Origin of the sequence: Methyloceanibacter marginalis, from assembly GCF_001723295.1 — a bacterium.
Lineage (GTDB): Bacteria > Pseudomonadota > Alphaproteobacteria > Rhizobiales > Methyloligellaceae > Methyloceanibacter > Methyloceanibacter marginalis.
Genome location: NZ_LPWD01000290.1, coordinates 1 through 1,482, shown reverse-complemented (window position 1 = coordinate 1,482; position 1,482 = coordinate 1). Strand labels below are relative to the sequence as shown.

At 66.1% G+C, this 1,482-nt stretch carries 1 protein-coding gene; it reads right to left on the bottom strand.

Going from position 1 to position 1,482, the window contains the following annotated elements; genetic code table 11:
* Window positions 1–38 precede the first annotated feature (38 nt).
* On the bottom strand, window positions 39–950 hold the full coding sequence (locus AUC71_RS11040) for a metallophosphoesterase family protein (RefSeq protein ID WP_069624308.1): 912 nt from the start codon (window positions 948–950) through the stop codon (window positions 39–41).
* Window positions 951–1,482: the final 532 nt, after the last annotated feature.

Sequence of the window (1,482 nt, the reverse complement as noted above, 5' to 3'; positions counted from 1 at the left end):
CACGCGCGTCTCCCCTCGCGGGGAGGGATGACCTAATATCAGCGTTCCCTGAGCACGCGCCGCTCGCATTCCCACACTTGATCGCTGCTCGCGGCCGCGCGGCCGACCATCTCCACGCGCCAGCCATTGCCGGCCTTTTCGATAGTGTACTCGTTATAGCGCGCAGCCGGCGCGCGCCCCTCGACGGCTTCGGAGGCGGACGGCACGCCGACGACGATCGCGGGTCCGCTGACCGTGTCGAGCTCTCGGATGCTCTGCTCGTGACGATGCCCGTGCAGCACCAACTCGGCGCCATGCTTGCGCAGAATGTCGGTGAGCTTCTTGGCATCGCGCAGTCCGCGCCGCCAGCCCGATTGTCCCGGCAACGGCGGATGATGGATCAGCACCACGCGGAACAGGCCTTCGCGGCCGAGCGTGTCGAGCGCGCCCTTTAAATATTCGCGCTGCGTCTTGCCGATGCGGCCCGCGGCGACGAACGCCATGGTGGGGATGGCCGAGGACAACGCGACGATGCCGATGTCGCCGAAGCGGCGGACGAAGGGAAAGCCGGTCTTGGGCGTCGGGAACAGCGCTTCGCCCGCTTCGTTCGCCCGCATATAAGGCTGCCAGTGGCGCGTGCTCTTGTCGGGGTGGAGCCGGACATAGGCGTCGTGATTCCCGGGAATGGCGGTCACCTCGTCCGGCGGGCCGAGATGACGCAGCCACTCCGCCGCCTTTAGGAACTCCTCGGGCAGACCGAGATTGACGAGGTCGCCGGTGACAACGATGTGGTCCGGGTTCCGCTCGATGAGGTCGCGGGTGAGCAGGTCGAGGATCTCGCGCTTGTGCACGTATTTCCGCCCGCGATGCCAGTTCACGTAGCCCAGGATGCGCTTCGACAGGAGGTGCCGCCGCTTGGCGTGTGGGACCGGGCTCAAATGGATGTCGGAGAGGTGGGCGAGGGTGAACACGAGGTGGATGGAGATCTTTCAGGACTTGCCGCTGGGCGGAGACTAGCCCGGGGCGGCGCCCGGTCAAACCTCGAATAGCTCTTTGACGCCGTTGCGGCCGCGAGAATCGCGCTTCGCCGTTTAGGTGGTAGCGAATCCGTTGCCCCACCTTGTGCCCGGGGTTTCCTTATACGTGCTCTCATTCTCTCGCCTCTTTGAGTGCGACTTATGCCCGCCTCCCGAAGCTGGGGTACAATGCCTGCATCCCTCGTCCATGAGGACGCGAGCTGCAGACCGTCTGCTTCTCGGGATGGGGGACGCGGCGCCCGGGGTGGCGCGGTACGGCTGGGCCGCTGTCGGACGCAAAAATTCCCGATACGCCCGGACACCCGCGCCAGGCTAACGGACCAGCCTCGGGGGTCTCCAGTTCGCCCGCCTGCGCCGTAGCGCGTGGGCCGTCGGGTGAGGTGCGTGATCTCCATGCGCGCATCTGTGCCACTCAGGTGATAAGCGGCGATACGAGGCTTTAAAATGACTGCCGCGAGCGGGGCGC